This window comes from Streptomyces sp. NBC_01465, assembly GCF_036227325.1.
Taxonomy (GTDB): domain Bacteria; phylum Actinomycetota; class Actinomycetes; order Streptomycetales; family Streptomycetaceae; genus Streptomyces.
The window spans coordinates 6982529-7005752 of record NZ_CP109467.1 but is presented as its reverse complement, the minus strand read 5'-3'; the positions used below and the strand labels follow the sequence as shown (position 1 = coordinate 7005752).

21 protein-coding genes and 2 pseudogenes are annotated in these 23224 nt (G+C 70.4%); 16 read left to right on the top strand and 7 right to left on the bottom strand.

Translation table 11 applies throughout. The features are described from left to right. Window positions 1-118 precede the first annotated feature (118 nt). From OG707_RS32825 to OG707_RS32805, 5 genes and pseudogenes are all read left to right on the top strand, one after another. Window positions 119-1246, top strand: coding sequence for a magnesium and cobalt transport protein CorA (locus tag OG707_RS32825; RefSeq protein ID WP_329124821.1), 1128 nt, complete (start codon window positions 119-121; stop codon window positions 1244-1246). Between the two features lie 353 nt (window positions 1247-1599). Beyond that, on the top strand, window positions 1600-1992 hold the full coding sequence (locus tag OG707_RS32820; protein WP_329124819.1) for a hypothetical protein: 393 nt from the start codon (window positions 1600-1602) through the stop codon (window positions 1990-1992). A gap of 5 nt (window positions 1993-1997) precedes the next feature. Then, window positions 1998-2666 (top strand): nucleotidyl transferase AbiEii/AbiGii toxin family protein, encoded by a 669-nt coding sequence (locus tag OG707_RS32815; protein ID WP_329124817.1) that lies wholly within the window; start codon window positions 1998-2000, stop codon window positions 2664-2666. A gap of 144 nt (window positions 2667-2810) precedes the next feature. Beyond that, window positions 2811-4556: pseudogene (locus tag OG707_RS32810) on the top strand (AAA domain-containing protein); the annotation flags it as partial. 25 nt (window positions 4557-4581) lie between these two features. Beyond that, a pseudogene (locus OG707_RS32805) lies at window positions 4582-4743 on the top strand (CorA family divalent cation transporter); the annotation flags it as partial. 43 nt (window positions 4744-4786) lie between these two features. Here the strand turns inward: OG707_RS32805 and OG707_RS32800 are convergent. Beyond that, entirely contained in the window at window positions 4787-5686 is a 900-nt protein-coding gene (locus tag OG707_RS32800; RefSeq protein WP_329124815.1) for an aminoglycoside phosphotransferase family protein, read from the bottom strand. Between the two features lie 114 nt (window positions 5687-5800). Further along, window positions 5801-7030 (bottom strand): serine hydrolase domain-containing protein, encoded by a 1230-nt coding sequence (locus OG707_RS32795; RefSeq protein WP_329128100.1) that lies wholly within the window; start codon window positions 7028-7030, stop codon window positions 5801-5803. Between the two features lie 160 nt (window positions 7031-7190). On the opposite strand from OG707_RS32795, the gene OG707_RS32790 reads away from it, so the two are divergent. The 4 genes from OG707_RS32790 to OG707_RS32775 all read left to right on the top strand — a co-directional run bounded on the left by OG707_RS32790 (window position 7191) and on the right by OG707_RS32775 (window position 10613). Beyond that, window positions 7191-7964 carry a MerR family transcriptional regulator gene (locus OG707_RS32790; RefSeq protein WP_329124814.1) on the top strand — a complete coding sequence of 258 codons (774 nt, stop codon included), beginning with the start codon at window positions 7191-7193 and terminating at the stop codon, window positions 7962-7964. Window positions 7965-8043: 79 nt separating this feature from the next. Then, complete coding sequence (locus OG707_RS32785; protein WP_329124812.1) at window positions 8044-8673, top strand: TetR/AcrR family transcriptional regulator; 630 nt, start codon at window positions 8044-8046, stop codon at window positions 8671-8673. Further along, entirely contained in the window at window positions 8664-9890 is a 1227-nt protein-coding gene (locus tag OG707_RS32780; protein WP_329124810.1) for a lipase family protein, read from the top strand. The genes OG707_RS32785 and OG707_RS32780 overlap by 10 nt, the downstream gene beginning before the upstream one ends. Window positions 9891-9905: 15 nt before the next feature. After that, window positions 9906-10613 carry a type 1 glutamine amidotransferase gene (locus tag OG707_RS32775; protein ID WP_329124808.1) on the top strand — a complete coding sequence of 236 codons (708 nt, stop codon included), beginning with the start codon at window positions 9906-9908 and terminating at the stop codon, window positions 10611-10613. Here OG707_RS32775 and OG707_RS32770 read toward each other — a convergent pair. Continuing rightward, window positions 10573-11823: a benzoate/H(+) symporter BenE family transporter gene (locus OG707_RS32770; protein ID WP_329124806.1), complete on the bottom strand. Its 1251-nt coding sequence runs from the start codon at window positions 11821-11823 to the stop codon at window positions 10573-10575. The genes OG707_RS32775 and OG707_RS32770 overlap by 41 nt on opposite strands. 88 nt (window positions 11824-11911) lie before the next feature. Between OG707_RS32770 and OG707_RS32765 the strand changes: the two genes are divergently transcribed. The 3 genes from OG707_RS32765 to OG707_RS32755 are packed head-to-tail and all read left to right on the top strand — an operon-like array spanning window position 11912 to window position 14035. Further along, window positions 11912-12478, top strand: coding sequence for a helix-turn-helix domain-containing protein (locus tag OG707_RS32765; protein ID WP_329124804.1), 567 nt, complete (start codon window positions 11912-11914; stop codon window positions 12476-12478). A 49-nt stretch (window positions 12479-12527) separates the two neighbouring features. Continuing rightward, entirely contained in the window at window positions 12528-13217 is a 690-nt protein-coding gene (locus OG707_RS32760) for an acyltransferase (RefSeq protein ID WP_329124802.1), read from the top strand. 23 nt (window positions 13218-13240) lie between these two features. Further along, window positions 13241-14035, top strand: coding sequence for a GDSL-type esterase/lipase family protein (locus OG707_RS32755; protein ID WP_329124800.1), 795 nt, complete (start codon window positions 13241-13243; stop codon window positions 14033-14035). Between the two features lie 173 nt (window positions 14036-14208). On the opposite strand, the gene OG707_RS32750 is transcribed toward OG707_RS32755, so the two are convergent. Both OG707_RS32750 and OG707_RS32745 read right to left on the bottom strand, forming a co-directional pair. Beyond that, window positions 14209-15414, bottom strand: coding sequence for a beta-ketoacyl-[acyl-carrier-protein] synthase family protein (locus OG707_RS32750; RefSeq protein WP_329124798.1), 1206 nt, complete (start codon window positions 15412-15414; stop codon window positions 14209-14211). Further along, window positions 15411-15659: an acyl carrier protein gene (locus tag OG707_RS32745; RefSeq protein ID WP_329124796.1), complete on the bottom strand. Its 249-nt coding sequence runs from the start codon at window positions 15657-15659 to the stop codon at window positions 15411-15413. The genes OG707_RS32750 and OG707_RS32745 overlap by 4 nt, the downstream gene beginning before the upstream one ends. Window positions 15660-15770: 111 nt before the next feature. On the opposite strand from OG707_RS32745, the gene OG707_RS32740 reads away from it, so the two are divergent. After that, window positions 15771-16484: a 1-acyl-sn-glycerol-3-phosphate acyltransferase gene (locus OG707_RS32740; protein ID WP_329124795.1), complete on the top strand. Its 714-nt coding sequence runs from the start codon at window positions 15771-15773 to the stop codon at window positions 16482-16484. A gap of 17 nt (window positions 16485-16501) precedes the next feature. Here the strand turns inward: OG707_RS32740 and OG707_RS32735 are convergent, their stop codons facing one another. Both OG707_RS32735 and OG707_RS32730 read right to left on the bottom strand, forming a co-directional pair. Then, window positions 16502-17944 (bottom strand): hypothetical protein, encoded by a 1443-nt coding sequence (locus OG707_RS32735; protein WP_329124793.1) that lies wholly within the window; start codon window positions 17942-17944, stop codon window positions 16502-16504. 22 nt (window positions 17945-17966) lie between these two features. Then, a complete protein-coding gene (locus OG707_RS32730) occupies window positions 17967-19364 on the bottom strand; it encodes a lipase family protein (RefSeq protein ID WP_329124791.1) in 1398 nt (465 codons plus the stop codon). 143 nt (window positions 19365-19507) lie between these two features. Between OG707_RS32730 and OG707_RS32725 the strand changes: the two genes are divergently transcribed. From OG707_RS32725 to OG707_RS32715, 3 genes are all read left to right on the top strand, one after another. Next, the gene (locus OG707_RS32725) at window positions 19508-20839 is read left to right on the top strand and encodes a hypothetical protein (protein ID WP_329124789.1); all 1332 of its coding nucleotides are present in this window, start codon (window positions 19508-19510) and stop codon (window positions 20837-20839) included. 31 nt (window positions 20840-20870) lie between these two features. Then, complete coding sequence (locus OG707_RS32720) at window positions 20871-21611, top strand: bestrophin-like domain (protein WP_329124787.1); 741 nt, start codon at window positions 20871-20873, stop codon at window positions 21609-21611. 88 nt (window positions 21612-21699) lie between these two features. Further along, entirely contained in the window at window positions 21700-23205 is a 1506-nt protein-coding gene (locus tag OG707_RS32715; protein WP_329124785.1) for a SulP family inorganic anion transporter, read from the top strand. Window positions 23206-23224: the final 19 nt, after the last annotated feature.

Below are 23224 nucleotides of genomic sequence, written 5' to 3'. Positions count from 1 at the left end.
CTGTCCTCATCGACAAAATCCGTCCACCCTGCCCGCGCAATATGGGACGTATATCCTGACCTGAGCAAGATCAGACAGATGTACGAAGTGACGGCCCGAGCCGGGAGGAGCGACCGCCATGCGCAGACCCCCCTGGCGCCACCGCCCCCCGCCTCCCACGACGACCCCGCCCCCGCCGGCTCCCGCACCGCCGCCCGCGATGCCGCCCCCCGTACAGAACGACAACGGCAGCGTCGTCCAGGCCGCGCTCTACCGCGACGGCCGCCGCGTCTCGACCCCCGCCTCGCTCGCCGACACCTTCCGCCAGCTGCGCGAACACCCGGACGGCATGGCCTGGATCGGCCTGCACCGCCCGACCGAACCCGAACTCCTCTCCCTAGCGGCCGAGTTCGACCTCCACCCTCTGGCGGTCGAGGACGCCCTGGAAGCACACCAGCGCCCCAAACTGGAGCGCTACGGCGACACGCTCTTCGTCGTGCTGCGCGCCGCCCGCTACCTGGACGCCCCGGAGGAGGTCGACTTCGGCGAACTGCACGTCTTCGTCGGCAGGGACTTCCTCATCACGGTCCGCCACGGCGCGGCCCCCGACCTCTCCGCCGTACGCAAGAGAATGGAAGAATCCCCCGAACTCCTGGCCCTGGGCCCGGAAGCCGCGCTGTACGCGATCCTCGACGCGGTGGTCGACGGGTACGCACCGGTGGTGTCGGGCGTACAGATCGACGTCGACGAGATCGAGACCGAGGTCTTCAGCGGCGACCCCGAGGTCTCCCGCCGCATCTACGAACTCTCCCGCGAAATGGTGGAGTTCCAGCGCGCGACCCGCCCCCTGGTGGGCATGCTGCACGCCCTGATGGCGGGCTTCGCCAAGTACGGTACGGACGAGGAACTCCAGCGCTACCTGCGCGACGTGGCCGACCACGTCACACACATCAGCGAACGCGTGGACGGCTTCCGCCAGGCCCTCACCGAAATCCTCACGGTCAACGCGACGCTGGTCACGCAGCAGCAGAACGCGGAGATGCGGGCGCTGGCGGAGGCGGGCTTCCAGCAGAACGAGGAGATCAAGAAGATCTCGTCCTGGGCGGCCATTCTGTTTGCACCCACACTGGTGGGAACGATCTACGGCATGAACTTCGAGAACATGCCCGAGCTGGGATGGAGCCTCGGATACCCCTTCGCGGTCGGCTTGATGGGGGTTGTCTGTGTCAGTTTGTACGTCATTTTCAAGCGGCGGGACTGGCTCTAGGACCCGGAGATCACTCTTCGGGTCGCTTGCACAATTCGCTCTCGCACTCTTCAAAAATCGAGCCACGACAGCCTTTGGGGAGTCCCTGGGGAGAAGTGATGCGGGTGATCTCCTCTACCTGCCTCCATCACGCCTCTGACCAGCACTTTTACCCTTCTGGAGCTGCTGGGGAGAATCCGGGGAGAATCAGCCGACGGCACGGGCCCTGCGTCGGCGACTCCATCCCTATCCCGTTCCCCGCGAAGCCTGCCGCCGAGCGCCGTTGCCGCTATCTGCAACGGACACAGACAGTGACATTGACTCCTTGGTTGAAGCCGCCAGCCCCGACCCTGTGCGGCCGCCATAATGGACGCATGGCCTCCCACCCGCAGCACACCGGACCCGGGCCGAGGAACCTCTCGGGCGCAGACGCCGAGGACCTCGCGCTGTACCGGGAAAAGTTCCGGCGCCGCCTGCCGGAGTCACTGGACGAGTTGCACGGACCGGCCCACGGCATCGTGGAGCTGCCGCTGCACCTGGCATGGTCCGGGATGACCTCGTACGACCTGGACAAACCTCGCCAGCGCATGGGCCTGTACCGCACCGTCCTGCACGAAGGCCTGCACGACGACCTGCCCCGCTACCTCAACCGGGATCTGCTCCTCGGCCTATGGCCCGTATTGCGCTCCCTCGTCGGCCGCACCGTGCGCACCGTGTGGGAGGACGCTTTCCCCGAACTCGCCTCCCGCACCCGGGCAGCCGCGTGACGGACATGCCGGAGCTGCACACGCGGCTCCTGGCGGATGTGATCGCCCTCGGCTCGCCGTATCCCCTGGTCCTCACCGGCGGGTATGCGGTGAGGGCGCACCGCCTCGTGAACCGCCCCAGCCAGGATCTCGATGTCGCCACCGATAACCCGGCGCCGATGACCGACATCGCAGCGGCGCTCTGTAGCGGCCTGACAGCCCGGGGCTGGAAGGTACAGGCACTGGAGACTGCCCCGCTGTCCGCTCGCTTCACCGTGACGGACCCCGCCACCGGGCAGGAGTGCGAGGTCGACATCCTCAAGGAGATTTTCTGGCGGCCCGTCGCCCAGAGCTCGTACGGGCCTGTCCTCGCCGAGGAGGACGTGATCGGGACCAAGGTTCGTGCCCTGGCTGACCGCGGAGCGCCACGCGACCTGATCGACGTGTTCGCCGCGTCCCGCCGCTGGACGAACGCAGAGCTCGAGGAGTTCGGCCGCCGCCACGCCCGCGGCCGTTTCGACCGCGAAGACCTCCAGGCCAACCTCACCGGCGCCGAGTGGACCGACGACGAAGCCTTCTCCGCCTATGGCCTCGATGACGCCACCATCGCCAGGCTCCGCAAGTGGGCGGTGGAGTGGGCCGACGACCTCGCGCACCGTCTCCTTGATGAGTCCGACGACCCGGACATCGACTGATCACGTCGGGGCGAGACAAATGTGGAACCTGCCGACGGGGCCGACGGTGAGCGTCGGGATCCATCGGAGAACGGAAACAGGGGGCGACGGCGGGTGGGATGGCGCGAGGAGATCGCTACGGCGCTGGGCGAACTGATCGCCATCATGGGCGGTACGGGCAAGCGACCACGCTGGCAGCGCATCGGACGCGCGATCCGCACCGGGGAGGCGGGTTGGTACGCCGTCGACATCCGCAGCTCAGACATCGATCCGGACCAGCTGGACACGCTGAAGCTTGCCGGCCCGGAACCGGACAACATCGAGACGAAGGGCTTCTCTGTTGCGGAGTCCGTGCAGAACGGCTCCTTGCTCTCGCTGAAGGTCGCCGCATTCGCCGACCTGACGGATCCCCATCTGTGGATGCTCAAGCAGCCGCCGACCTTCCTGGCCGAGGCCCTGCGCGACGGTATCGCAGGCATGGGAGAAGCCCCGCTGGCGAGCGCGTTGGCCGCCGGTTGCATCGGCGGTACGTCGTCCCTCGACCCTGACCCACCGGGTTTTCATCCCGCCCAGGGTGAGGCCTACCGCGCGTGCCTCGGCCAGGGCATTCATCTGGTGTGGGGCCCGCCCGGCACCGGCAAGACCACCGTGCTCAAACGTGCGATCGGTGACCTGATCACCCGGGGCGAGCGTGTGTTGCTGGTCTCGGCCACCAACATCGCTGTCGACAACGCCCTGTTGGGAGTGGCTAAGGAGAGCCGGCACAGCCCCGGCGACATCGTCCGCGTGGGTCCTCCACAGTTGCGGGAGGTGGCCGACAACCCCGAGGTGTCACTTCCCCTCATGGTCCGCGAGCGCCTCGCCGAAACGGCCGAGCGCCAGAGCCGGATCGAGGCGGCACTGGTGAGCAGTCGGGCCCGCGCGGCGGAACTGGCTGCTCTGGATACAGCGCTCGTGCGCTTCGACCCGGCCGGATACGCTGCCGCATTGAAACTGCTGCGTACGCCTGACCAGGACCCTGTCTCCCTGCAGGGCCGAGCAGCCAAGGCCGCGGCACTCATCGAGGAAGCCGTGGCGACACGGGATGCGGCGCAGGAATCGGCGCAGGAAGCCGAGCAGCGCAGCAACGCAGCAGAGGTTTCGCGACAGGGGTGGAGCGAGGTCGACCGCCTACGCAAGGAACAGTCACGCGTCCTCAAGGCGGCAGATCGCAAGGAAGCCGATGCCCTGATGGCCGAGGACTACCTCCGCGATCTGCAAGAGGAGCTGGGCCAACTCGACGCCAGGCGATCCATGGCCCGGTGGCGCACCCGCGAGAAACGGCAGGAGCTCAGCGAACAGATAGCCGCCGCCGAGGCAGACGCAGCGCGAGAACAGGGTGTGGCACGGGTCGCGCGCACCACAGCAAACGCCCACATCACCGCACTGGAAGTACAGCTGACAGAACTGATCGCCTGCATCGCTCTCACACCTCAGCAGATCGAACCCCTGGAGCAGGCGCTCGCCTCCGCTCGGACCACCTACAAGTCGGCCCTCGACCTTGTGACCCTCCGCCGACGGCAAGCCGCCGACGTGGAGCAGGCCGTAATGCATGCGAAAGAGGCGGCGGCCCTCATCACCCTCGCCGAACAACAGGGCTGGCCAGCGAGGCACACCAACGCCGAGCGCCTACGCCCCCAAGTGAAAGCCGACGCCACTGAGCGCGCCTCACTTGAAGACCAGTTCCGGCAAGTCCAGGAGGAGTACGAACGTCTCGCCCGTAACGCTCAAGGCGAGATCATCAAGGCAGCCAAGCTGGTGGCCACCACACTCGCCCGATTCCGCACCAACAAGTCCGTGTTCGAAGGTCCGTACGACGTCGTGCTGGTCGACGAGGCAGGCGCGGCAACGCTGCCGGAAGTGATCCTCGCGACAGCGAGAGCGACCCGCACCGCCGGCGATCCTCTTCGCCCCCACCCTGGTCGGCACGATCTACGGCATGAACTTCGAGCACATGCCGGAACTGGGCTGGGAGTTCGGATACCCGTTCGCGATCGGCCTGATGGCAATGGTGTGCGTCAGCTTGTACTTCATTTTCAAGCGGCGGGATTGGCTGTAGGTACGTTCACGCGGGCTTGGATCAACCAGCCGGCGAGCAGCAGTCATCGCTCCATCGACTCCAGAATGCGGTCGAGTGTCCGGCGCCCCATGCTGCTCATCGTCGGATTACTCGCGACGTAGTACCAGACAACACCCATCGCCTGTTGGAACGCCCATGCCTTGCCCCGCTCCCACTCCAGATCGTCACAGCCCAGTGTCCGCCGGAGCACTGCCCGCGGGCCTTGCTGCAGCAGGTGCCAGGCACTGACCAGATCCAGCGCGGGGTCGGCCGGACCGAAGCCGCCGGTGTCGAGTACGCCGCTGAGCCGGTCTCCCGTGACCAGTACATTGCCGGGAATCAAGTCGCCGTGGCTCATCACGTCGGTACCTGTGCGTGGCAACTCCCGAAAGTGGCTCCACACCTGGCGCAGCCGGGGCACGTCGAGCAGCCCCTCACTCTCCTTGAAGCACTTCGCCATCCAGTCGTCGTGGTGAGCGAGAACGCCGCCACGACCCTCGCCGCGGAAAAGCCGCCCCCGCGTCCCGGCTTCCCGAAGGGCTGCGATGAAGACCGCAAGGTCCTCGGCAAAGGCGTCCGACCCGCTCGAGTCGGCGTCAAAGGCGACCGTTCCCGGCAGCCATGTCTGGACCGACCAGGGCATGGGGTAACCCGCTCCGGGCTTTCCCAGGGCGACGGGTTCCGGGGCGGGGAACCGAGACACCTGCGCCAGCTCCGCACTCGCCCGGGCTTCCTGTTCCAGAACCGCCAACGCCTCCGCAGCATCGGCCAGACGCAGTGGGAAACGCGCCGACAGGTCGTGCCCGATGCGGAAGATGGCGTTGACCGTCCCGGTCGACGGCACGCGCTGGATCGCCTTGCCGCTCCACTGAGGGAACTGTTCCCCGATCAGAGTCGCAATGATTTCGGTGGTCACGTCCACCTGGTCATCGTGCATGGTCATCTCTCGAAGGCTCTTTCACTGGTCCGGCTCGCTACTGCCAGTCTTCATACGCCAGGGTCCAGATCAACTGAGATTCTCGGCCGCCCAGGACGGCCTCCTTCGGCGAAGCCGGTGTCAGTCGTCGATGGCCTGGTAGAGCGTGGTCCAGAAGTCGTGGATGAGCCGCGCCGAATCCGGGGTGGACATCCCGGTCTGGGTGAGCAGGATTCCGGTGATCCGGTTGGCAGGGTCCGCGTAGGCCGAGGTACCGGTACCTCCGTTCCAGCCGAACTGGCCGATGGGGGCGTAGTCGCTCCGGTGAGTGCGCACCGCCATCCCGAAGCCCCAACCGCCGTGCTGGTCCTGACCGGGTGCTACATGGACCACGTCGCTGAACATGGCGCTCCGGGCGGCTTGTTGCTCGGGCAGCAGGCGGTTGGTGGTCATCAGCTCGACGGCGGTACGGGACAGGATCCGCTCTCTGTCGTGCACACCGTGGTTCAGCAGCATGCGGAAGTACGTGTGGTAGTCGTCGACCGTGGAGACAAGACCGCCGCCGGCGCCCTGGAACGCCGGTGGCCGGCTCTTCTCTCCGCCGGCCGCCTCGTCCCAGATGTGGAACTCGCCGGTCTGCGGATCGGGCCCGTACAGGGGCGGAAGGCGGTCGATCTTGTCGGCGGGCACGTGGAAGGCGGTGTCCTTCATGCCCAGCGGATCGAGAATCCGTTCACGCAGGAACGTCTCCAACGGCCTGCCCGTGACCCTGGCGACCAGGACGCCGACCACTTCGTTGCTGAGGTCGTACTGCCACCGCTCTCCGGGCTGGAACTGCAGCGGCAGCTCGCCGAGGCGGCGCATCCACTCGTCCGGCTCGGGCGCGGGGCCGGACACCACGCTGTAGTCGAGCCGCTCGAAGGTCGCAGCCCTGATCGGGGAGGCCATCAGCGTGAAGTCCACTCCGTTGCCGAAGGTGGAGGTCAGCAGATCGCGTACGGTGATCGGCCGCCGCGCCGGCACGGTGTCGTCCAGCGGGCCGTCGGGCCTCTTCAGCACCTGCCGGTCGGCGAGTTCGGGCAGCCAGGGATCGACCGGCTCGTCCAGGCGCAGCCGGCACTCGTCGAGAAGGACCATCGCCGCCGCCATCGTGACCGGCTTGGACACCGATGCCATCCGGAAGATCGTGTCCCGGCCCATCGGTGCACCGCCGTCATGACGCATCGTCCCCATCGCCTCGACCTGTGTCCGGTCGCCCCGGCCGACCAGGGCGACAAGGCCGGGGATCTTCTTGGACTCGACATGCCGTGCCAGCACCTCGCGCACCTTGCGCATGCCCGCTTCGGAAATGCCGTTGCTGGTCCCGTCCATCATCAATCTCCTTGTCCGCATCAATCGATCCCCTGAATCCCTCCGGCCGGAGGACGGGACCGAGCCCTCGTCGAGAGGGCCGATGCGAGGAGCGTGCACCATGACCTAAGGTCAACCTCAACCCCGATCAACCAGCCAAGGGAAGAGGCGAGTTGAGCGCATGAGAAGCGGACTGACGATTGGCCAGGCGGCGTCCTTCGTCGGTGTCACGATCAAGACCGTGCGGCACTACCACCGACTCGGTCTGATCGCCGAACCGGAGCGTGACACTTCCGGTTACCGCCGCTACGGGTCGGCCGACCTGCTCCGCCTGGTCCAGGTCCGGACCCTGGCCGGAGCCGGCGTACCACTGGCCGAGATCGGCGATCTGCTCGACGCCGGCCCCGAGCAGTTCGCCGCCACCCTGGACGACGTACATCATCGGCTCGACGAACAGATCGAGGACCTGACCGCACGCCGCGACACACTCCACCGGCTCACCCACGGCGACCGGGCCCTGCTGCCCGACCGGGCCTGCGCGGTCCTGGAACGGCTCGTCGGCCTCGGCTTCGACCCCACCTACGTGGCCACACAACGGGAAGCCCTTGTCCTGGCACGGGCACTGGTTCCGGAGGTCTTCGACAGCTTCCTGAACCGGCTCGAACTCGGCCTCGACGACCCCGAGTTCGTCGCATTGACCAAGAACTCCCTGGAGGCCGAATCCTGGGACCCCGACGACCCCCGCATCGAGGAGCTGGCCGCCGCGGTGGCCGACAACCTGCTGGTCGACCGCGCACGCCTGGAGATGCCGACCGCGCCCCGGAAACGGTCCGACACAGCCGCCCGATACGGACTGGTCAACCACCATCGGGAAGACCGGCCGTCCATCGCCCGCCTCAACGCACTGGTCGAGGCGAAACTGCGCGCGGCCGGCATCGACGTCCCGCACCAGTGACCACGCCCTCGCCTTCAACAAGCGCGACCGACTGCAGCGGCATGGACTCCAAAGGTGAACTCGGCTAGCTTTTCGCGGCATGGACCCCGAGCGTGCTGCACGGCTCGACAACATCCGTACGCCGCGCGGCCGTTACGCGAAGGGTGTCCGCCGCCGCAACGAGATCCTGGCCGTGGCGCTGGAGGTCTTCGCGATGCTCGGCGAGAAGGGCGCGCTGATCAAGGAGATCGCCGACCGCATGGGCATGTCCCAGGCCGGCGTCCTGCGCTACTTCGGCTCGCGCGAGGGCCTGTTGATCTGGGCGCTGGCAGAGCGCGACCGGCTCGCCAAGGAACGCATCGCCCAGGAGTCCTACGGGGACCCCATCTCGCCGATGGCCGCGACCCTTCGCCGCAGCGGTGACGTGGCCGGACTGGTGCGCCTGTACGTGAGCATGGCGGCCGCCTCCGGCTTCCCCGACCACCCGGCGCGCGACTTCTTCGAGGTCCGCAACGGCGACATCCTCATCGCCCTGCGCGAGGGCCTCGCCGCACTGCAGCGCGAGGGCCGTATGCGCGCCGACCTCTCCCCCGACGCCGTCGCCCGGCTGGCCCTTGCCGCCGCGGACGGCATCCAGCACCAGTGGCTGCTCGACCCCACCGTGGACATGGGAGGCGTCATCGACACCGTTGTCGCCCTGGTCGTGGACAAAGGAGCAGCATGCGATTAGTCCGGGCGCCCCGCTGGGGCGTCACCTGCGCGATCGTCGCCGGTCTGGCGCTGTCAGGGTGCAGCTCGGGCAACGACCACCGGGTCCCGAAGGCGCGGGCCACGGCCGCGCCGGTGCCCAAGGGTGACGCGTTCTACGATCCGCCGGAGCCGCTGCCCCCGGGCAGGCCCGGCACCGTGATCCGCCAACGCCCCTTCGCCTCACCCGAGTTGAAGCTGACGCAGCCGTCGCACACCTCACTCGTGATGTATCTGAGCACCGGGACCGACGGCAGGCCGGTGGCCGCGACCGGTCTGGTGACCGTTCCCGACGGGCCCGCGCCCGCCGGGGGACGGCCCGTTGCCGCCGTGGACCACGGGACCATGGGCATCGGCTCGAAGTGCAGCCCGTCCCGTATGCCGGCCTTCGCCGGTCTCGAGGACACCAGTGCGGTCGCCAAGCTCCTCGCGCGCGGATTCGTCGTCGTACAGCCCGACTACATCGGCCTCGGCGTGACCGGCATCAGACACCCGTATCTCAACGGCAAGTCCGCCGCGTACGCCACTCTCGACATGCTGCGCGCCGCTCACCGGATCGACCCGGCGACGAGTACCACCACCCTCGTCTACGGCGGATCGCAGGGCGGGCACGCCGCACTGTGGAGTGCCCACTACGCCCCCGCGTACGCCCCCGAGTTCAGCCTCAAGGGCGTGGTCGCCAACGCGCCCGCGGTCGGATTCGAGTGGATGCCCGCCCTGTTCTCCCAGCAGAGCGCGACGGCCACCCCGTACGCCGGAATACTGCTGACGCTCATCGACGGGGCCTCCGCGGCCGACCCGGCGGTCAAGCCCGCCGAACTCCTCACCCCCAAGGCCCTGGCCGCCGCGCACCGCATGTGGACGGAGCCCTGCATGTCCGGCGAGACCGTGATCCCTCCCGCCAAGGACATCCTCCGGCCCGGCGCCGATCTGGAACCGCTCAACGCCGCTCTCAAAGCCAGCGCCACCGACCTGGCCACCTCCAAGGTCCCGGTGCTGTTGCCGCAGGGCGGCGACGACGTGCTGAGCAACCTCAACCAGACGCTCGCCCAGGAGCTGTGCGACAAGGGCGTGAACCTGGAGTTCAAGTTCTACGCCGACCAGGGACACACCATCAGCGACGGCCCGCTGGACGAGGCGATCGCCTGGATGGAAGCACGGCGCGCCGGCACACCGGTCACCGCAAACTGCAAGTTCTGAAAGGGAGTTGAGACGATGGCACCGACCGCTGTGGTCGTACAGAACACCAGGAGCGGCGGCCCCGGCCGGGTCGGGGACTGGCTGCGCGAGGCAGGGGTCGGGCTCGATGTACTGCGTCCCTACGACGGCGAGGACCTGCCCCGGTCGCTCGGCGGCCGACCCCTCGTCGTGCTCGGCGGCGGCTTCCTCCCCGACGACGACGAGCGCGCACCCTGGCTTCCCGCGACCCGCCGCCTCGTCGCGCAGGCGCTGGACGACGGCACGCCCGTCCTCGGGATCTGCCTCGGCGGCCAGTTGCTCGCGCACGTCGCGGGCGGCAGCGTACGGGCGCGTCACGGGGAGCCCGAGTTCGGCAGCACCCGGATCCGGCTGCGCGCCGAAGCCGCCGACGATCCGCTGCTGCACGGGCTCGGCGCCACGGTTCCCGCGATCGAGCGGCATGTCGACGCGATCACCGAACTCCCGCCGGGCGCAACCTGGTTGGCGTCCAGTGCGGCCTGCCCCCACCAGGCGTTCCGGGTCGGGGCGCGGGCCTGGGGGCTGCAGTTCCACCCGGAGGCGGAGGCCGGGCGGATCGCCGGCTGGGACCGGGAGCGGCTGGCCGAGCAGGGGTTCGACAGGGACCGGCTGCACGCCGAGGCCGTGGCCGAGGAGGGTGCGGCGGTCTCGGCGTGGTCGGTGTTCACACGGAGGTTCGCCCGGGTGTGTTCGAAGCTGCCGTGACCGGCCGAGGGGCGGGGGCGGCCGCCTTGCGCCGCCGGCCCACCGATGCGACCAGGCTGGTGAGTACGCCCGCGAGCAGCCCCCAGAACGCCGACCCGATCCCGAGCAGCGTCACCCCCGAGGCCGTGGCGAGGAAGGTGACGAGGGCCGCCTCCCTCGAGGCGGGGTCCGACAGCGCACTGGCCAGCGACGCCTCGATCGTGGCGAGCAGCCCGACCCCGGCGACGGCCAGGACGAGCGCGTGGGGCATCGCGGTGAGCAGCGAGGCGACGGTCGCGCCGAGCAGGCCCATGCACAGATAGAAGACGCTCGCCCAGACCGCAGCGAGGTAGCGCCGCTGCCGGTCGGGGTGGGCCCCCTCGCCGGTGCAGATCGCGGCGGTGATCGCCGCCAGGTTGATGCCGAACGCCCCGAACGGCGCGAGCACCGCCTGCACGGCTCCCGTCCACGTCAGTACGGGCGAGACGGGCACGTCGTAACCCGACCCGCGCAGGACGGCGACCCCCGGCAGATTCTGCGAGGCCATGGTGACGACGAACAGCGGTACGCCGACGCTGATCAGCACCTTCCAGTCGAACTCCGGGGCCGTGAACACGGGCTGCGCGAGCGAGAGTTGGACCCGTTCCAGGTGCCAGCCGCCGGTGACGGCGGAGGCGACGACCCCGCCGGCGAGCGCGACGAGGACCGCGTAGCGGGGCAGCAGCCGACGGGCGAGGAGGTAGAGCACGAACACCGGGAACACGATCGCGAAACTGCCGCTCATCTGGGAGAAGAGCCCCGTCCCGAACTCGAGCAGCACCCCGCCGAGCAGCGCCGAAGCCAGCGGCACCGGGATCCGGTCCATGACCCTGGCGAACCATCCGGTCAGACCGCTCGCCATGATCAGTACGGCGCTGAACACGAACGCGCCCACGGCCTTGCCCATCGACACCCCGCTCAGGCTCGTGGCGAGGAGGGCTGCTCCCGGCGTCGACCAGGCGGTGACGACCGGTGCTTTGTACCGCAGCGACAGGCCGGCGCAGGTCACGGCTATCCCGATGCCGAGGGCCAGCATCCAGGAGGAGATCTCCCGCGCGTCCGCGCCCGCGGCCCGCGCCGCGGTGAACACGATGGCGGCCGAGCTGGTCACACCGACGGTGACCGCGACGAGCCCCGCCGCGACGGCCGAGGGCGGCGCGGCGGCACGGATGCGGGCGACGAGCAGGGGCATGGGAAGATCCCTTCCGTTCCATAAACAGAACGTTCTGTTCGTGGAACACTAAGGAAGCGGACGGCGGCACGTCAAAGGAACAGGTCGGATGAGTCTGAACGACCAGGTGGGACGCAGGCTGAAGCAGCTGCGGCAGGACAGCGGCCTGTCCCTGTCGGAGCTCGCGCGCCGCTCCGGCGTCGGCAAGGGCACGCTCTCGGAGCTCGAGACGGGCCGGCGCAATCCCACCCTGGAGACGCTCTACGCACTGACCACCGCCCTCGGCCGCCCGCTCAGCGCCGTCCTCGACGACCCCTCCCCGAGCTCTCGGGTCTCCGGCACCGCCGTCACAGCGGTCCTCCTGGAGCGGTACGAGGACGAGACCGCGGCCACCGACGTCTTCCGCGTCACCATCACCGGGGGCGCGACCCAGGAGTCGGCCGCCCATGTCCCGCACACCACGGAGAGCCTGATGGTGCTCTCCGGCACGGCGGTCGTCGGCCTGCCGGACGCGCCGCAGTCGGCCGGGCCCGGCGGCCACGCCCACTGGCCGGCCGACGCGCCGCACTTCTACAGCGCACCGGACGGCGAAGTCCAGGGCATCCTCTTCGTCCGGTACCCGAAGAGCACCCCACCACCCGGACGGCCTACGCGCCGGGCAGCCCCGCCCCGCTGACGACGGGGCACGCGTTGCGGCCGGTGCCGCTGCGGCGAACGCTGGAACCATGTCTCGTCTGCCGATGGATGCCGGATCCGCCCTGCGGGCCCGCGCGCAGGCGCGTCTGCGGCGGTTCGCCTGCAGTGCGGTGAACCGCGGATGGGCCTGGGCCCAGAGCCACGGCCACATCTCGGCCGAAAGCCCCTGCGGGCTCCGCTTCGCCCGGCTGGGCGAGGGGGCGTGCATCGCGTTCCCGGCCGGCGCGATCTTCGGCGAGCAGTGGATCTCCATCGGCGACCACACCCTGGTCGGCGCCCAGGTGAGCATCTCGGCCGGGTACGCGACCGGTCAGGATCTGGGTCCCGAGGTGGTCGTCGACATCGGTCAGCGCTGCTCGGTCGGCCGCGGCAGCCACATCGTCGGACACCGTTCCCTCCACATCGGGAACGACGTCTTCATCGCCCCGTACGTCTACATCACCGACCAGAACCACACCTATCTGGACCCCGGGCAGCCGATCGGGGGCCAGTGGCCGCAGAACGTCCCGGTGTTCATCGGGGACGGCTGCTGGATCGGCACCGGGGCCATCATCCTGCCCGGCGTACGGCTGGGCAGGAACACCGTCGTGGCCGGCGGCGCGGTCGTCCGCGGCCAGTTCCCCGACCACTGCGTACTCGCCGGTGTGCCGGCCAGGGTCGTACGGCGCTACGACCCCGAACACGGCTGGCAGTCCGTCGGCGCGACCGAGCGCCAGTGAGCGACAGAGAGAGAAGGCAGCCCATGGCCCCCGTCGACTACGACAGTCCCGAAGTCGTCCAGGTGTCCCTGATGATCGTCGGCGACTCCATCAGCCATGGCAGCAGCGGCGACTGGACCTGGCGGTACCGCTTCTGGAAACACCTCCAGCAGTGCGGGGTCGCGGTCGACTTCGTCGGTCCGTACAAGACGCTCGACAACATCCGCACCGAAGAGACCGGCGACGGCGACAACACCTACGCCGACACGGAGTTCGACCGCGATCACGCCGCCAAGTGGGGACAGCCCTACCTGGTGGCGAAGACGACGGTCCAGGAGTACGTGGAGACGTACCGGCCCGACTTCGTGCTGGTGCTGCTGGGGATCAACGACCTCGTCTGGTACGACACCGACCCCGACCAGTTCGAGGCCAACCTGCGCGAGTTCATCGCCAACGCCCGCGCCGGGCACCACGCGGTGCGCCTGGTCCTCGGCACCATCCTCGAAACGGCCCGGGCCACCGAGGACTTCGTCTTCGCCAAGCGCGTCAGCAAGTGCAACGACCGGATCCGCGCCGTCGCCGCCGAACTGCGCCTGCCTCTCTCGCCGATCGAAGTCGCCGACACCGCGGTCGAGTTCGTGGCGGCCGAGCACACCTGGGACGACACCCACCCCAACCCCAACGGCGAGGTCCGCATCGCCGCCGCGTTCGCCGACGTACTGGCCCAGCGCTTCCAGATCGGCGCGACCTACCCGCGCCCCTATCCGGTGCTGGAGAACATCCGCCCCGAGGCGAAGGCCCCCCGCCACGTCGACACCGCCGAGGACGCGGCGGCCTAGCCCACGTCTCCCCGGGGGCCGAACTCGCAGAGGAGCAGCGCTGAGTCGTCGTCGGGGCCCGTACGGGTGTGCCGTTCGACATCGGCGCGCAGCCGGGCCCCACCGGCCGCACCCACCCCTTGCTCGTACCGAACTGTTCGGACTGAAGTGTCGCAGGGGGCACTGACAGCCGGTCAGGCGTGTGCCAGGACCACGGCCGCGTTGTGGCCGCCGAAGCCGAACGAGGTGCTGACGGCAAGGGCCGAAGGCTGTCGCCGGGCGGACCCGGCGACGGCGTCGATGTCGCACGCGGGGTCCCGGTCGCGCAGCCCCGCCACCGGTGGGACGGCGTCGTCGCGCAGCGCGAGTACGGTCAGGGCGGCCTCGATCGCGCCGGCCGCTCCCAGGGTGTGTCCCAGCGCCCCCTTGGCGGAGGTGACGGGCGGCCGGTGCGGGAAGACGCGGGCCAGGAGCGTCGCCTCCATCGCGTCGCCGCGCGGGGTGGAGGTGCCGTGCGCGTTGACGTGGTCCACGTCGTCCGGCGCGGCCCCGGCCTCGGCGAGAGCGGCCCGGACGGCCCGCTCGGCCTGGTGGCCCTCGGGGTGCGGGGCGACGAGGTGGTGGGCGTCGGTGGTGGCGCCGTAGCCGACGAACCGGGCGAGGACGGGGGCCGAGCGGGCCGCCGCGTGCTCCGGCCGCTCCAGGACGAGCGCGCCCGCGCCCTCGGCGATGACGAACCCGTCGCGGGCCACGTCGAAGGGGCACGAGAGGCGGTCTGAGAGCGCGCCGAGCTGGCTGAAGCCGGCCGTGACGAGCGGGGTGACCGCCGCGTCGGCGCCGCACACGACGGCGATGTCGCACTGCCCGGTCAGGAGCAGCTGCCGGGCCGTGCCGAGGGCGGTGGCACCGGCGGCACACGCTGTGGCGACCCCGAAGACCGGTCCGGTGACGCCCAGGTGGAGGGCGAGGGTGGCGCTCACCATGTTCGGCAGGTAGCCGGTGAGGAAGTACGGGGAGACGCTGGTCGCGCCTCCGTCCGCGAACCGTGCCGCGGCGGCCTCCTGGGGCTGTACGCCGCCGACGCCGGAGCCGGTGACCACGGCGACCCGGGAGCCGTCCCAGTCGGCGGGGTCCAGCTTCGCCCGGTCGAGAGCCTCGGTCACGGCGGCCAGGCCCATCCTGGCGGCGGGGTCGAGATGGGTGACACCTCGTTGCCGCAGGGGCAGTTCGTGGGCGCCGTCGACACGGCAGCTCAGGGTCACCGGCAGCTCCGACAGCGCCGGGTCGCGGCGGGCGCTCGCCCGGCCCGCCAGGACGGCGGCCCAGGTGGTGTCCGCGTCCCGGCCGGCCGGGGTGACCATGCCGAGTCCGGTGACGGTGACCGCCGTGTCCGGGGTCACCGGGTGCGCTGGGCGTCGACGCGGTCGGCGAACTCGGCGAAGGCGAGCTCCCGGAGTTCGGTTTCGGTGACGGAGACGCCCAGCTCCTCCTTGAGCGTGACGGCCATCTCGACGACCATCAGCGAGTCGACGAGCAGTTCGGTCATCGGTGCGTCCGCCCGGACGGCGTCCGGGTCGACCTCGAACTTGTCGACGAGAAGTCCGGTGAGCAGATCTTTGGTCGCAGGTGTCGCGGAAGTACTCATGGTGTCCTCACGCAGAACGGCACCCCGCTCATATCGGGGCATAGTTAAGAAAACCATCTAAATGGCATCTATAGCCTGGAGAGCTCCCTCATTGGGCTGAAGGTGGGATGCATGAAGGAACTGACCGACGCGATGGACGGCGTGCTGGAGTGGCTGGCCTCCGACTACTTCCGCGTCGAGGTGTCCGGCCTGGAGAACATCCCGGCGACCGGTCCGGCACTCCTCGCGGCGAACCACTCGGGGGCCTGGGCGCTCGACGGTCTGGTCCTGCACAACGTTCTGCACCGGCGGCTGGCACGCCCCATTCACCTCTACGTCGCCGAACTCTTCTTCCGGGTACCGGCACTGGCGGCGTACGCCCAACGGCACGGCGCCTTCACCGACGACCCGACACTGGGCCGCGACCGGCTGGCGGAAGGGCACCTCGTCGCCGTCTTCCCGGAGGGGATCGACGGCGTCGGGAAGCCCTTCTCGGAGCGATACCGGCTGCGGCCCTTCGGCCCCGGCTTCGCGGCGACCGCCGTACTGACCGGGGTACCGGTCGTCCCGGTGTCCGTCGTGGGGGCCGAGGAGACCTATCCCAAGCTCGGTGAGATCGGGGCGCTGGCCCGGCGGTTCGGCCTGCCGTACTTCCCCGTCACCACCCTGCTGCCGCTTCCCGCGAAGTGGATCGTCTCCGTGGGCGAGCCGATCCCCGCGCCCTCCGACGCCGGGACGTTCGCCCAACGCTCCGCCGCCGCCCGGCGGTTGAGCGACGAGGTGTGGTTCACCGTGCAGGGCATGGTCGACCGCGACCGGCGCCGCCGGGCGACACCGTTCTGGTAATTCCCTTGCCCTGAGCGTCAGTTCAGCAGCCACTCGGCGGCTCGGCGGGCGTCGGTGGCCGCACGGGCGCAGCGCTCCGCGTGGGCGAGCAGACGCATACGGCACTGCTCGCCGAAGGCGTCGCGGTTCCAGCCGGGCTGCCGCGCGCACTCGGCGAGCCGGCGTGCGTGTTCCTCCAGCCGCCGGGCGCTGGCCGAGGCGAGCGCCGCGTAGTGGGCGGGACTCTGCCCTGCGGCAGGACCGGCACTCGCGTCGAACGTCTCGCGTTCGGCCGTGTCCGTGTCCGCGACCGGGACGGGTCCGGTCTGCACGAGAGCAAGGCCGAGCGACGCGGCGGGGAGCGTGGCCGGGAGGGCGGCGGGGTCGAGGCGCGGGGTGCGGACGACCGGCTCGGCGTGCCGGGTCAGCGCGCGGACGAGTTCCGTGGCGGCGAGCACGGCCAGTTCGGCCGCGGCGCAGGGCGCGGGCGCCGCGCACAGGGACACCGACGGGTCCTCGGGGCCCGGTGTCCCCTCCTCCCCCTCGTCCAGGTCGCGCAGCCAGGCGGTCGCGCACAGGATCTCGGTGCCGGCCTCGACGGCCGTACCGCGCCATGCGAAGGGAGCGGTGATCTCGTGGACGGTGGCGGCCAGCGGCGGATAGCGGCGCAGCGCCTCTGCCACGCCGAGCTCCGCACGGTCGGTCGCGGGCATCAGCGGCTGCACCGTCACCAGCGCCAGGGCCTGCGGCACTGTCTCGTCGAGGGCGCGGGTGACGACTTCGAGGGCGTGCTCGAGCGCGGCCGCCTCCACGTCTTCGGCCTCCGCGGAGGTGCCGGCCGGGACGTACGGGTCGATGCGGCGCCGCAGCGCGGCGGCCCTCTCGGAGTGTTCGGCGGAGTTCGCGGACCCGAGCGTGGCCTCCAGGATGTCGCTGACGAGGGTGTCGTCGGCGCCGCCGTCCCCGAGGACGATGCGCCGGGCGAGCCGGCGGGTGACGGCACACCACTCCGCGCGCGGAAGGGTGTCGTCCGCCTGCCGTACGGCGAGGAGTTCGGCGGCCTCCTCCGCGGCGGCGGAACGCACCCGGGTGCGCAGGGCGCTCAGTGGACGGGCCGACGCGGCATGGGCCGTCAGTGTCGTACGGCGGCCCTCGGGAGTGAGGGAGGCGACGGTGCCACGGGCGCCGGCCTCCTCCGCCTGCGCGATCAGCGCGCAGGCGTCGTCGACGGAGAGCGGCATCAGGAACGAGCCGAATGCGGTGCGCACCCGCGCGGGACGCCCGGACGTACTGCGCCGTACCTGTGCGAGGGCCTGCCGGGTCAACTGCTGCCGGGTGAAAGGCTTCAGCCCCAGCGCGCGGGCCGGCGCATCGATCCAGGAGATGCGCTGGGCGGCCAGAGCCGCGCTGACCAGGGTGTTCTCCAGAGGCCAGGCGAGAGCTGGCCGGCCGGGAGCGGTCGTGGTGTCGGTGGCGTTCATCGCCGGTCTCCAGGGTCCGTGGTCATTTGTCGAACAGCCGGTACGGCTGGTTGGCGACGATCTCGCCGTCGTAGGCGGTGATCAGCGCGTTGACGCGGGCGCGGTGCGGGAGTTCACCGCTGCCGAGGGTCCCGGCGTACGCCTGCGGGGCGTGCGAGAGCGGGTAGTCGTACGTCTCGTCCTCCCAGGCCAGTTCGATCCAGCTGTCGGGGACGTCGGAGGCGGACGCGGGCCCGCGTCCGTCGAGCCCGGGGATCACGTCGTGATTGTTGACCAGGCTGATCACCTGGACCGCGGGGTCGACGGGGCGCTTGTTGTCGATGGGCGAGCCCACGGTGATCACATGGGTGAGCCGGTACGTCGACACGATGTCGAGGTCGCAGGCGAGGTTCATGGCCGTGATGCCGCCGAGGCTGTGCCCGACGATCATGAGCTCGGAGCCCTCGGGGACCCCGGCGCGCAGCAGCAGGTTCTTCACGGCCCGGGTGTACGTCGTGTCGGTGCGCAGCACCCCGTCGAACGCACCGACGAGGTCCTGCGGGGTGCTGTTGGTCACCCGCCCGAAGCTGGTGCCCGGGAGCAGCAGTACGTGCCGCTGGACGCCGTCCGTGCAGTCGATGCGGCGCAGCAGGGCGAGTCCGTGGTTGCCGAGCGCGGAGATGACGTCGATGTAGCGGACGATGTCGTTGCCGGAGCGGTCCAGGACCCGGGTGAGCATCGCGTCGGCCTCGGCCCGCTCGGCCCGGCCGGGGCCCGGGTTCAGATACTTGATGAGGCCGGCGGGCAGGCCGAACACCGGGTCGGTGTCGGGGACGCCGCCGGTCAGGGTGACCCAGGCGAAGCTGTCGTTGGTGGGGTTCTCGTCGAGGAGCCCGTTCAGCGCGAGCAGTTCCATGAGCACGGGGGACACCGTGGTCAGGGTGCGGGTGACGCCGAAGAGGTCGACCAACTCCCGTGCGGCGCGCAGCGCTTCGAGCCTGCGTCCGGTGATCACCGCGTCGGTGAGCCGTTTGGCCAGGGGCTCCGCCAGGTTCGGGTGGTCGCGGGCCGCCGCCTCGATCCGCAGCGCGAACGCGTCGACCGCCATCACCACGGATGCGGGTCTGCGGCGGGCCACGGCCCCCAGGGAGCGGACCGCCTCGCCGACGATTCCTCCGCTCGCTGCGAGCCCGAGCCCGGCGGGGTTCGTCACCGCGTGCGCCGCGGACAGAGCGGCGCCGAACGCCCACCCCGGGTGCCTGACCGCCTGCAGACCGACCCGCCAGCTGGAGGCGGCGGCGGTCAGTTCCGCGCCTGCCTGCCGTGCCGCGAGCGCCGCGTCGGCGAGCAGGACGGACGCCGCCATGAGCAGGTCGGCGTCGGTCCCGTCCGCCGGTGCGGACTCCGGTATGACGCCCGCGTCGACTGTCTGGACTGCCATGTCGGCCACCTCGTCCTTGAAGTACTAAGACCCCTCAGCAGTAGACAGGGGGCACCGCCGCCCGGCAGGACCGTGGCGGCCGTTCGGGTGAATCACCGAGGGTGTGCGCACTCCGGCGGACCGCTCCGGCGAGGCTCATTCCGGTGAAACTCGGGACGTACGCGCGCGCCGGGGCCGCGGCCGACGCACATGAAGATCAGCATGTCGGTGTGATCATCGGACGGCGGGGCGAAGCGCGGACGCGGACGTGTTCGCCGCGACGCCTGCTGGCGGGGCTCGTGCTGATCGCCTGCTGCTGGTCGCCGTCCGGGCCCTCGGTCGCCGACGGGGCCGGTCCGCCGGGGCTCGCGCTCGACGTCACGGTGAACACGCGGCCCGGTCTCGGCGCGCTGCACCCCGGGATCCGGACGGGTGCCGGTGTCGTCAAGTCGTACCGCCTGACCAACCGCACCGGCTCCGACCTGTACGGGGTGATCGTGCGGGACCCCGGAATGCCGGGCGCCGAGATCCGCTGCCCCGGCGGGCAGGACCGGGTGGCGATGCTGAGCGGGCTGCGCTCGGTGCGCTGTACGGCGACGGGTCCCGCACGGCCCGGCGCCTGGGTCGGCGAGGTCCGGGCCACCGGGCGACGGCCGTATCTGCACGACGCGGCGCATGCGACGGCACGCTCCGGGTACGCCGGGGTGGGCGCGGCGCTCGCCCTCGTGGAGTCGGCCCGGGTGACCGGCCCGGAGCGCGCACTGGTCCGTTACACCGTGACCAACACCGGCAACCGGGCCGTCCACGGCATCCGTGTCACCGACCCGGGCATCGCTCCCGACCGGATCGACTGCGGAGGCGGGCGGCCCGGCCTGCGCCGGCTCGCTGCCGGGGCGACGGCCACGTGCACCGCCACGGTGCGGCGCTCCCCCGGTACGTACGTCGGACGGGGCCTGGCGGAGGGCAGCGATCTGCTGCGCACCCTCGGCACCCGGGGCGGTGCGGTGGCGCCGCCCCGGCTGACGGCCCGTGACACGGTGCGTTTCACGCTGCTCGCCGCGGCGCCCCCGCCCGCGAGGCCCTCGCGGACCCCGGCGGCCGTCGCTCCCGTACGGCGGCCTCCGGCCGGGCACCGGACGCGGCCCGGGGCCGAGCCGCCCGGGGCCGCACCGGTGCCGCCCGCCGGTGTGCCGCTGGGCGCCGCTCTGCTGGCGCAGGTGCCACTCGCACCCGGTGTCGTGGCCCCCCGCGTCGCTCCCGCCGTCCCGCCCACCGCGCCCCTGGCGCGCAAGCGGGTCCCGGCTGCCGTACCCGTCGTACCCGTACCCCCACCCCCGCACCAGAAGCCCCGGCCGCAGCCTCAGCAGCACTCGCTGCTCCACCGCTTCATGAAAGCGGACCGCACCCCCACGGACCTGGGGCTGATGGCGGCGCTGTTCCTCGTCCTGCTGCCCGCCGCCGTCGCAGCAGCCGTACTCGGCACCCGCCGACGATGACCACCACGCCGCCACGAGACCGGACGCCCCGATGACCCAGACCTTCGCCATCGTTCTCGGTGTCGCCCTGCTCGCCGCCGCGATCGTCCTGATCAAACACCGCTTCTGGCCGCTGGGCCCCGACGACGAACCCCGCGAGGACGTCGCCGAGTACATCTCCATGATGGTCGGCGTTCTCTACGCGCTCGTCCTGGGCCTCGCCCTCGTCTCGGTCTGGGACATGCACTCCAGCGCCGAGGACCACACCGCCGCCGAGGCCAGTGCCGCGCACCAGATCCATCTGCTCGCCGCGGGCCTGCCCGCCGGTGAGGCCGACCGGATGCGCGGTGCCATCGGCGAGTACGTCCACCACGTCACCGCCACGGAGTGGCCCGCGATGACACGCGGCGCCGCACTGGACACGACGGGCTGGCAGATCCTGGACCGGGTGCGCGCGACCGGCGCGGTCCCCGCGGACGCCACCCCCGCCCAACAGGCCACGGGGCAGGAGACGCTGGCCCAGCTGAGCGTGCTGGACGACGCGCGCCGGGGCCGGGAGTCGGACGCGGAGGACCGGCTCGCACCGGTGATCTGGTTCGGTCTGATCGTGGGCGGTGTCCTCACGATCGCCTTCATGTTCATGTTCGGAGTGCAGCGCAGCTTCACTCATGTCGTCATGGTGATGGGCCTGTCCGCGCTCATCACCTTCACGGTGCTGCTGATCCACCAGCTCGAAAGCCCTTTCAACGGCCTGCTCGCCGTCGAACCGGAGGCTTTCACCCGCTACTTCTGATCATCGGCGGAACCGGGGGTAAAGTCGGGGGTTCCTCCCGCACACACCGGTGACCCCGGCGTGCCCGATCACAGCAGGTACCTCCTCCTTGTCTGCATCCACAGCCCTGTCCCCCGCCGAGCGCCTGCGCGGCCTGAAGCCCGACTGGCTCTCCGACCCGAAGGTGTGGCGCACCGAGGTCCTGGCCGGGCTCGTCGTCGGGCTCGCCCTGATCCCCGAGGCGATCTCGTTCTCGATCATCGCCGGAGTCGACCCGGCGATCGGGCTGTTCGCCTCCTTCACCATGGCCGTGACGATCTCGGTCGTCGGCGGCCGTCGCGCGATGATCTCCGCCGCGACCGGTGCCGTCGCCCTGGTGATCGCCCCGCTGAACCGCGAGCACGGCTTCGGGTACCTCGTCGCCGCAGTCATCCTGGCCGGTGTCTTCCAGATCGTCCTGGGGGCGCTCGGCGTCGCGAAGCTGATGCGGTTCGTGCCCCGTTCGGTGATGGTCGGCTTCGTCAACGCGCTCGCGATTCTGATCTTCATGGCGCAGGTTCCCGAAATGCACGACGTGCCCTGGGCCGTCTACCCGCTGCTCGCCGGCGGGCTGCTGCTGATGGTGTTCTTCCCGAGGGTCACCAAGGTGGTTCCGGCGCCGCTGGTCTCCATCGTCGTCCTCACCGTGATCACCGTCGCGGCCGGGATCGCGGTGCCGACCGTCGGTGACAAGGGCGAGCTGCCGTCCTCGCTTCCGGTACCGGGCCTGCCCGACGTGCCGTTCACGCTCGACACACTGACCACGGTCGCCCCGTACGCGCTCGCCATGGCCCTCGTCGGGCTCATGGAGTCGCTGATGACCGCGCAGCTGGTCGACGAGATCACCGACACCCGCTCCAACAAGACCCGCGAGTCCATCGGCCAGGGCATCGCCAACATCGTCACCGGGTTCTTCGGCGGCATGGGCGGCTGCGCCATGATCGGCCAGACGATGATCAACGTACGGGTCTCCGGCGCCCGTACCCGGCTGTCGACCTTCCTGGCGGGGACCTTCCTGCTGGTGCTGTGCGTGGTCTTCGGCCCGGTCGTCTCCGACATCCCGATGGCCGCCCTCGTCGCGGTGATGGTGATGGTCTGCTTCGCGACGTTCGACTGGCACTCGATCGCGCCCGCGACCCTCAAGCGGATGCCCGCGGGCGAGATCGCCGTCATGGTCGTCACCGTCGCGATCGTGGTCGCCACCTCCAACCTCGCCATCGGAGTCGTGGTCGGGTCGGTCACCGCCATGGTGATCTTCGCCCGCCGCGTCGCCCACCTGGCGGACGTCACCTCGGTCACCGACCCCGACGGCCGTACGGTCGTCTACTCGGTCACCGGCGAACTGTTCTTCGCGTCCTCGAACGACCTGGTCACCCGGTTCGACTACGCGGCCGACCCGGACAGGGTCGTCATCGACCTGTCTGCCACCCACGTCTGGGACGCCTCGTCGGTGGCCGCCCTGGACGCCATCGAGACCAAGTACAAACAGCGCGGCAAGACGGTGGAGATCATCGGCCTCAACGATCCCAGCGCCGATCTGCACAAGAGACTCAGCGGCGAACTCACCAGCCACTGACGAGCACGGGGGGAATCCG

Excerpts from the sequence above, each read along its gene's own strand:
- OG707_RS32720 (WP_329124787.1), top strand. The coding sequence starts at position 20,871 with ATGACCCAGACCTTCGCCATCGTTCTCGGTGTCGCCCTGCTCGCCGCC.
- OG707_RS32785 (WP_329124812.1), top strand. The coding sequence starts at position 8,044 with ATGGACCCCGAGCGTGCTGCACGGCTCGACAACATCCGTACGCCGCGC.
- OG707_RS32735 (WP_329124793.1), bottom strand. The coding sequence starts at position 17,944 with ATGAACGCCACCGACACCACGACCGCTCCCGGCCGGCCAGCTCTCGCC.
- OG707_RS32780 (WP_329124810.1), top strand. The coding sequence starts at position 8,664 with ATGCGATTAGTCCGGGCGCCCCGCTGGGGCGTCACCTGCGCGATCGTC.
- OG707_RS32765 (WP_329124804.1), top strand. The coding sequence starts at position 11,912 with ATGAGTCTGAACGACCAGGTGGGACGCAGGCTGAAGCAGCTGCGGCAG.
- OG707_RS32760 (WP_329124802.1), top strand. The coding sequence starts at position 12,528 with ATGTCTCGTCTGCCGATGGATGCCGGATCCGCCCTGCGGGCCCGCGCG.
- OG707_RS32755 (WP_329124800.1), top strand. The coding sequence starts at position 13,241 with ATGGCCCCCGTCGACTACGACAGTCCCGAAGTCGTCCAGGTGTCCCTG.
- OG707_RS32790 (WP_329124814.1), top strand. The coding sequence starts at position 7,191 with ATGAGAAGCGGACTGACGATTGGCCAGGCGGCGTCCTTCGTCGGTGTC.
- OG707_RS32820 (WP_329124819.1), top strand. The coding sequence starts at position 1,600 with ATGGCCTCCCACCCGCAGCACACCGGACCCGGGCCGAGGAACCTCTCG.
- OG707_RS32800 (WP_329124815.1), bottom strand. The coding sequence starts at position 5,686 with ATGACCATGCACGATGACCAGGTGGACGTGACCACCGAAATCATTGCG.
- OG707_RS32770 (WP_329124806.1), bottom strand. The coding sequence starts at position 11,823 with ATGCCCCTGCTCGTCGCCCGCATCCGTGCCGCCGCGCCGCCCTCGGCC.
- OG707_RS32730 (WP_329124791.1), bottom strand. The coding sequence starts at position 19,364 with ATGGCAGTCCAGACAGTCGACGCGGGCGTCATACCGGAGTCCGCACCG.
- OG707_RS32775 (WP_329124808.1), top strand. The coding sequence starts at position 9,906 with ATGGCACCGACCGCTGTGGTCGTACAGAACACCAGGAGCGGCGGCCCC.
- OG707_RS32815 (WP_329124817.1), top strand. The coding sequence starts at position 1,998 with ATGCCGGAGCTGCACACGCGGCTCCTGGCGGATGTGATCGCCCTCGGC.
- OG707_RS32795 (WP_329128100.1), bottom strand. The coding sequence starts at position 7,030 with ATGGACGGGACCAGCAACGGCATTTCCGAAGCGGGCATGCGCAAGGTG.
- OG707_RS32740 (WP_329124795.1), top strand. The coding sequence starts at position 15,771 with ATGAAGGAACTGACCGACGCGATGGACGGCGTGCTGGAGTGGCTGGCC.
- OG707_RS32825 (WP_329124821.1), top strand. The coding sequence starts at position 119 with ATGCGCAGACCCCCCTGGCGCCACCGCCCCCCGCCTCCCACGACGACC.
- OG707_RS32745 (WP_329124796.1), bottom strand. The coding sequence starts at position 15,659 with ATGAGTACTTCCGCGACACCTGCGACCAAAGATCTGCTCACCGGACTT.